Annotated in this window: 9 protein-coding genes and 1 pseudogene; 8 read left to right on the top strand and 2 right to left on the bottom strand. The window is 68.7% G+C overall.

Features of this window, described 5'->3' with window-relative positions:
• Nucleotides 1-377 precede the first annotated feature (377 nt).
• The gene (locus tag ACFXGN_RS32650) at nucleotides 378-731 is read right to left on the bottom strand and encodes a hypothetical protein (protein WP_384866044.1); all 354 of its coding nucleotides are present in this window, start codon (nucleotides 729-731) and stop codon (nucleotides 378-380) included.
• Entirely contained in the window at nucleotides 728-1,198 is a 471-nt protein-coding gene (locus ACFXGN_RS32645; RefSeq protein WP_384866042.1) for an NUDIX domain-containing protein, read from the bottom strand. Before ACFXGN_RS32645 ends, ACFXGN_RS32650 begins: the two co-directional genes overlap by 4 nt.
• A 60-nt stretch (nucleotides 1,199-1,258) precedes the next feature.
• On the opposite strand from ACFXGN_RS32645, the gene ACFXGN_RS32640 reads away from it, so the two are divergent.
• The 8 genes and pseudogenes from ACFXGN_RS32640 (at nucleotide 1,259) to ACFXGN_RS32605 (ending at nucleotide 5,483) form a co-directional block, all read left to right on the top strand.
• Complete coding sequence (locus ACFXGN_RS32640; RefSeq protein WP_384866046.1) at nucleotides 1,259-1,996, top strand: GntR family transcriptional regulator; 738 nt, start codon at nucleotides 1,259-1,261, stop codon at nucleotides 1,994-1,996.
• Between the two features lie 138 nt (nucleotides 1,997-2,134).
• Nucleotides 2,135-2,479, top strand: a complete 345-nt coding sequence (locus tag ACFXGN_RS32635) for a hypothetical protein (RefSeq protein ID WP_384866040.1) — start codon at nucleotides 2,135-2,137, stop codon at nucleotides 2,477-2,479.
• Between the two features lie 3 nt (nucleotides 2,480-2,482).
• On the top strand, nucleotides 2,483-3,829 hold the full coding sequence (locus tag ACFXGN_RS32630; protein WP_384866038.1) for an FtsK/SpoIIIE domain-containing protein: 1,347 nt from the start codon (nucleotides 2,483-2,485) through the stop codon (nucleotides 3,827-3,829).
• Nucleotides 3,830-3,912: 83 nt separating this feature from the next.
• Nucleotides 3,913-4,572 carry a DUF2637 domain-containing protein gene (locus ACFXGN_RS32625; RefSeq protein ID WP_384866036.1) on the top strand — a complete coding sequence of 220 codons (660 nt, stop codon included), beginning with the start codon at nucleotides 3,913-3,915 and terminating at the stop codon, nucleotides 4,570-4,572.
• A gap of 14 nt (nucleotides 4,573-4,586) precedes the next feature.
• Complete coding sequence (locus ACFXGN_RS32620; protein WP_384866034.1) at nucleotides 4,587-4,763, top strand: hypothetical protein; 177 nt, start codon at nucleotides 4,587-4,589, stop codon at nucleotides 4,761-4,763.
• 3 nt (nucleotides 4,764-4,766) lie between these two features.
• Nucleotides 4,767-4,957: pseudogene (locus tag ACFXGN_RS32615) on the top strand (mobile element transfer protein).
• Nucleotides 4,958-4,977: 20 nt separating this feature from the next.
• Nucleotides 4,978-5,136 carry a hypothetical protein gene (locus ACFXGN_RS32610; RefSeq protein WP_384866032.1) on the top strand — a complete coding sequence of 53 codons (159 nt, stop codon included), beginning with the start codon at nucleotides 4,978-4,980 and terminating at the stop codon, nucleotides 5,134-5,136.
• Nucleotides 5,137-5,147: 11 nt separating this feature from the next.
• A complete protein-coding gene (locus ACFXGN_RS32605) occupies nucleotides 5,148-5,483 on the top strand; it encodes a SpdD-like protein (protein ID WP_384866030.1) in 336 nt (111 codons plus the stop codon).
• The last annotated feature ends 88 nt before the right edge of the window (nucleotides 5,484-5,571 follow it).

Genomic DNA, 5,571 nt, shown 5'->3' with positions numbered 1-5,571 from the left:
GTTATGTTTATAAGAGCCTGGGCCCAGGTGGAGCGCCCAGCTGGGCGCTCCACCTGGGCCCCAGAAGCCTGGTCCGCTATGGCTTGCCTGGGTCGGCGGCAGACGGGATGACAGCTCCCCACCCGCACCACGAACCGGCCGGCAGTCGCAGGACGGGCCCCGGTCATCCCGGAGTCGGAGCGCCCCCGCCGGAGGCATGGGTCTTTGACGGGGAACCGACGGCTCAGGCCATGTGCATCCGCATCGAGCCTCAGCCCATTGGCGCGCGGCCGGCGGTCCGGGCCAGAGCGGGGCGGAGACAGGAGCGCAGGCCCGGGGCGACGGGCGCGCGACGCCGCCTAGGCGGCGGAAGCGCCCTTGATGAAGTAGAGAAAGTCTTACCGCACTTGCGGGCTTCGTTCCGCCTTGAACTCGCTCAGCAGGTCGAAGAACAGGTCGATGCCTGCCCTATCGCTTGCTTCCGCGGCCTTCGTGATCTCGATCGCCCACCCCAAGGGGCTGGCATACGCGTGGCCAAGCCGTGGCCACAGCCGCTCGGCGAACGGGCCCTGGTGCTCGAAGTCCGTCATGGCTTGGGGGCCGTGGATCTCGGATGCGACTCGGTAGCCGTACAGCATTGCCTGGAGCTCCAGGAGGGAACCGCCGCGCACGAACATCCCCGGCCGTATGCGGATCTGGTCCAGGAAGTCATAGACGTCGCGCCACTCGCTGATGGGCTTCGCGCCGGTCATGCGGACGTGCCCAAGAGGTGGCGGCCATCGTGGCTTCGGACGTGGGGGCCGTTGCCGTCCAGGGCGTCCAAGAGGCGGATCGCGTAGACCTCCGCCATCCGTTCCTCGACCTCGGTCGGCGTGAGCCAGTCGACCGCGGTGGACTCGTCCGAGGTGCGCTCGACGCCGCCGGACGGCTTGCAGCGGAAGACCAGGGCGACGATGCCGCGCGTCGTGTTCTTGTAGACGCCGGTCAGCTCGTCCACCTCGACGTGGATGCCCGTCCCCTCCAGGACCTCGCGGGCGACGCCCGCTTCCGGGGCCCCGGTGAGTTCGAGGATTCCGCCCGGGAGCTCCCACCTACCGTTGTCCGCTCGGCGGATCGCCAGGAGACGCCCGTCTTCGCGCACTACCGCTCCGGCCACGGACACCGAGTGGAGTGGCGTTGACTTTGATCCAGCGCTCCCATTACTCATATACAGGAGCATAGGAGAGTGAGTAGGACCGTGGAAACTTCAGCAGGAGTCGGCAAGGCCGTACCTCGGTATGTGCAGATCGCGGACGACATCGTCCAGCAGATCCGGTCCGGAGTGCTGAAGCCCGGCGACATGGTGCCCAGCGAGTCCGAGCTAGTTGAGCGGTACGGAGTCGCGGGAGGAACGATCCGTAAAGCCATGGTGGAGGTACGGGCCAGTGGGCTCGTCGAGACCCGGCACGGCAAGGGGTCGATCGTGAAGGACCGGCCCCCCGTGCGGCTCCGTTCGTCCGACCGTTTCCACGCCTCGCATCGCCGCGGCGGTAAGGCCGCGTACCTCGCCGAGTCCGAGCAGTCCGGCGCCACGGCCAAGGTGAGCGTCCTCTTCATCGGGCCCATGGAGGCACCGGCGGACATCGCTGCCCGGCTCGGCGTCGACGCGGGGGTGCAGGTGCTGGCCCGACGCTGGCTGCACTTCCGGAACGGGACGCCCGTCGAGACCGCCTCGTCGTACCTGCCGTGGGACATCGTGAAGGACATCCCCGAACTGTTCGCCGAGAACCCCGGCCCCGGCGGCATCTACGCCAGGCTCGAAGACCACGGCCACACCTTCGCCGAGTTCGTGGAGACGCTCCAGGCTCGCCCGGCCACCAAGGCGGAGTCGTCAGAGCTGGCCCTGAGCCCCGGCGCTCCCGTGGTGCACCTGCTGCGGGATGCCGTGACGAAGAAGGGGAGGGTCGTGGAGGTCTGCGACACCCTCATGGCCGCTGACCAGTTCGTCTTCCAGTACCGGATCTCCGCATCCGACTGACGCACGCTCAACTCCCGTCGACCCGCTGCGGATTCCTTCCCTAGCGGGTTGACTCATGTATAGGAGTAGGGCACTCTTCTTCATGTAACTCATATACATGAGTGAAGGAGTCCAGCCTGTATAGAGGAGTGATCCACTGTGCGTCAGATTCCCGTCGACACCTCCGCCGCGATGGTGATGGTGGCCCAGCCCCCGACCCCCAAGGTCGCGAACCGCCAGACCGGCGAGATCGCCACCGACCGCGACACCGGTACCCCGCTGATGACGGTCGACGTCATGTTCGTCATGGGCGGCAACGCCGAGATCCTGAACCTCACCGTGCCGAAGACCGGCATCTCCGAGGAGCTCGCGATGGGCACCCCGGTCGCGCTGACCGGCGTCGTCGCCCGGCCGTGGGAGAACGAGTTCAACGGCCAGAAGCGCCACGGCATCAGCTTCCGTGCCGTCGCGGTCACCTCGCTCGTCGCCGCGCGGGTGGGCTGATCCGTGACCGCGTTAACGGTCGCCATCGCCCTGGTCGCCACAGTCGCGCTGCTGCTCCGGTGGCAGCGTCCGGCCTGGTACTGGATGGGTTTCGGGGTCGCTTTCGCCGTGGCGCGGGTTCTCGTCCGCTACAGGTCGGTCATGGACGCGTGCGGGCTGACCGTTCCGCCCGCGCGGTGGCGCCTGGCACTCGCCCGGGTGATCGATCGCCCCATCCCTGATTCCCGAGCGCCTCGCGTCCTGCGGATCCGGGTCACCCGTACCGGACTGGTGGTCCGCGTGAAGTTGCGTCCCGGCCAGGACGCCTTCGACTTCTCCGCCGCTTCGGACCGGCTCCGGCACTCGTTCGTCATGCAGAACGTCACCGCCCGGGAGGTCCGCTCGGGTGTGGTCGAACTGCGGATGACCGGATACGACGTACTCAAGAGGGTTCAGATGCCCACCGTCGCCCGTTCCGGTGTGATGCGGGTCCCGGTCGCCATGCGGGAGGACGGCGAGGTCTACTACCGCCAGACCCCGCACGCGCTGAACGTCGGTGCCACCCAGTCCGGGAAGTCCGTCTATCAGCGCAACCTCGTCGCCGCGCTCGCCAAGCTGGACGTCGCCGTGGTCGGGATCGACTGCAAGCAGGGAGTCGAACTCGCCCCGCTCGCAAGGCGGTTCACCGCATTGGCTGACAATCCTGACACCGCCGCCGACCTCCTCGACGCGCTCGTCGAGCACATGATGGAGGTCTATCAACTGATCCGTCGTGAGCAGAGGTTGAGTGCGGATCTGCTGGATGCGGAGATCACCGCCGACATCTGGGACCTGCCCGACCACCTGCGACCGACCCCGATCGTGCTCCTGGTCGATGAGGTCGCCGAACTCGCCCTCTTCGCCACGAAGGACGAAGAGAAGCGACGCGACCGGATCATCACCGCCCTGGTCCGGCTCGCCCAGCTCGGTCGTGCCGCCGGCATCTACCTGGAGATCTGCGGGCAGCGCTTCGGCTCCGAGCTCGGCAAGGGCATCACCATGCTTCGCGCCCAGCTCACCGGCCGCACCGCCCACCGCGTCAACGACGAGACCAGCGCCAACATGGCCTTCGGCGACATCGCCCCGGACGCCGTGCTCGCCACGATCCAGATCCGCACCGACCGCCCCGGCACCGCTGTCGCCGGTGACTCCTCTGGTGGGTGGGTCCGTATCCGTACTCCCCACCTCACGCTCCGACGTGCCGTGAACATCGCGAATTCCCACGCCCACCGCACGCCCGAGATCCTCGCACTGGACGCCTTCCGGCCCGTCCTGCCGCCTCTGGGCAAGGCCGCGGCGCCCTCGACCGTCACGGCTCCCACGGTCGCCTGAATCCCCCTCGTTCCACGGCGGCGTGACCGCACCACGCCAGGTCCCTACCCCGCTCATGCCCGAAACCGGAAGGAGGACCCGCCATGCGTCCCATCCGCCGACCGGACGCCGTCCTCGTACAAGCCGTGATCGCCGGTGCCCTGTCCTTCGCTCACCTCCACGACCTGGCTGCGGCTGCCGGGCAGTCCGGTTGGAAGGCGTGGGCCTACCCGGTCTCGGTGGATCTCCTGCTCGTCGCGGCTTGGCGACGGCTGCGGATCTCGCGAGCCGCTGGTGTCCCCGCCCACTCGGCCTGGACCTGGTTCACCGTCGCCCTGGTCGCATCGCTCGGTGCGAACGTAGCCACCGTCGGCCTCCTCGACCTCGGCCACGTCCCCGACTGGCTGCGCATCCTCGTCGCGGGCTGGCCCGCCCTCGCCTTCCTCGGCGGCACCCTCCTCGTCCACTCCCCCAGTCCGGCGTCGACACCTGTGTCGAGCGAGTCGACGCCCGCCGCCTCAGAGGTGATCGAGCAGGTGGAGCCGACAGCCGCGCCCGAACCGGCAGAACTACCGCCCGCCACCGACACCACCCCCGCGCCTGCGCCGACGGCACCCGTACCGGCCGCGCTGGTCGCTCACGCGCGGAAGGTCGCAGACGACCATCGCGCCCGCACCGGTGCCCCGATCGACACCGACACACTGCGCGCCCGCCTCGGTGTCCCGCCCCAATTGGCCGACGCCATCGCCTCCCAACTCACCTGAGAAGGAGATCGACCATGCACGATTCGACCCGGCACGCCTTGGAGCACGCCGCCGAGCTGACCCGGAACAACCGCCTGGTGGAAGCCATGGCCACCGCCGAGCCGGTGATCCTCGCCGCCGACGAGTTCGAGTCGGCCGAGATCCGTCAGTGGCTCGTCGACCACACCTCCGACTTCACCAGGGAGGTCTGAGAAATGGCCGCTCGCGACCACTTCCACTCCGTGATGCGGATCGGCCCGGTGCAGATCGGTACCCGCCGCGACCGCCACGGCCGTACCAGGTACGCCGCCGTGTGCACGGCTGACGGCTGTGGCTGGTCCGCCGAGTACTCCAGTCCTCGGCCGCCCAGCTCGCCGCCCGTACTCACCGCTGCAAGCCCCGCTGACCTCGAAGGAGTCTCGCGTCATGGACGTCCCGCTCTGGCTCGCCCTGATCGTCGTCGGTGGCCTCGGAATCAAGCTGATCCGCCCGCCCTGGTGGCTCGTCGCCGTGATCCTCCTCGGCGGCTACCTCCTCGCGGACAGCGTCTTGGCCCCGCTCATCGACCACACGGTCACCAAGTAGGGAGAACCGTCATGTTCCAGCCGCGCATCCCGGCCAACCCGCTCCCGACCAGCATCGTCGCCCCGCTCGTCCGGACGACCACCATGGGGGACATCGAGCCCCACACCACCGCTCACCCGTCGGTCTGCGACCACCACCACGTCCCGGCCACCGCTCCGGTCCCCGCCCGGTCCTCCTTCACCCCGGGTGGCCTGGCCGTGGTTGTCGCCGGTGGCACCGGAGCCGTCCTGGTCGTCGGCACGGTCCTGGTCTCCATGCTCCTCGCCGTCGCCGTCACCGCCACGTCTGTCGCCGTGTGCGCCGTCGTCCTGCGCTCGCTCCTCAACGGCCAGCACCGACACCGCTAGGGCCTGTGTGATGTTGTGATCAGTCGGCGACCTTCAGGAGGTCGTCGATCCAGATCATCGCGGCGCGGAGGTGGAGGCCGGCGAGGTA

Origin of the sequence: Streptomyces sp. NPDC059247 (assembly GCF_042754005.1) — a bacterium.
Classification (GTDB): Bacteria; Actinomycetota; Actinomycetes; order Streptomycetales; family Streptomycetaceae; genus Streptomyces.
The sequence above is the reverse complement of the archived record's forward strand: the minus strand, read 5'-3'. Positions and strand labels throughout refer to the sequence as shown.

What these genes read in the sequence shown, in the direction of transcription:
- ACFXGN_RS32650 (WP_384866044.1), bottom strand. Translation starts at nt 731, where the DNA reads ATGACCGGCGCGAAGCCCATCAGCGAGTGGCGCGACGTCTATGACTTC.
- ACFXGN_RS32645 (WP_384866042.1), bottom strand. Translation starts at nt 1,198, where the DNA reads ATGCTCCTGTATATGAGTAATGGGAGCGCTGGATCAAAGTCAACGCCA.
- ACFXGN_RS32625 (WP_384866036.1), top strand. Translation starts at nt 3,913, where the DNA reads ATGCGTCCCATCCGCCGACCGGACGCCGTCCTCGTACAAGCCGTGATC.
- ACFXGN_RS32620 (WP_384866034.1), top strand. Translation starts at nt 4,587, where the DNA reads ATGCACGATTCGACCCGGCACGCCTTGGAGCACGCCGCCGAGCTGACC.
- ACFXGN_RS32610 (WP_384866032.1), top strand. Translation starts at nt 4,978, where the DNA reads ATGGACGTCCCGCTCTGGCTCGCCCTGATCGTCGTCGGTGGCCTCGGA.
- ACFXGN_RS32605 (WP_384866030.1), top strand. Translation starts at nt 5,148, where the DNA reads ATGTTCCAGCCGCGCATCCCGGCCAACCCGCTCCCGACCAGCATCGTC.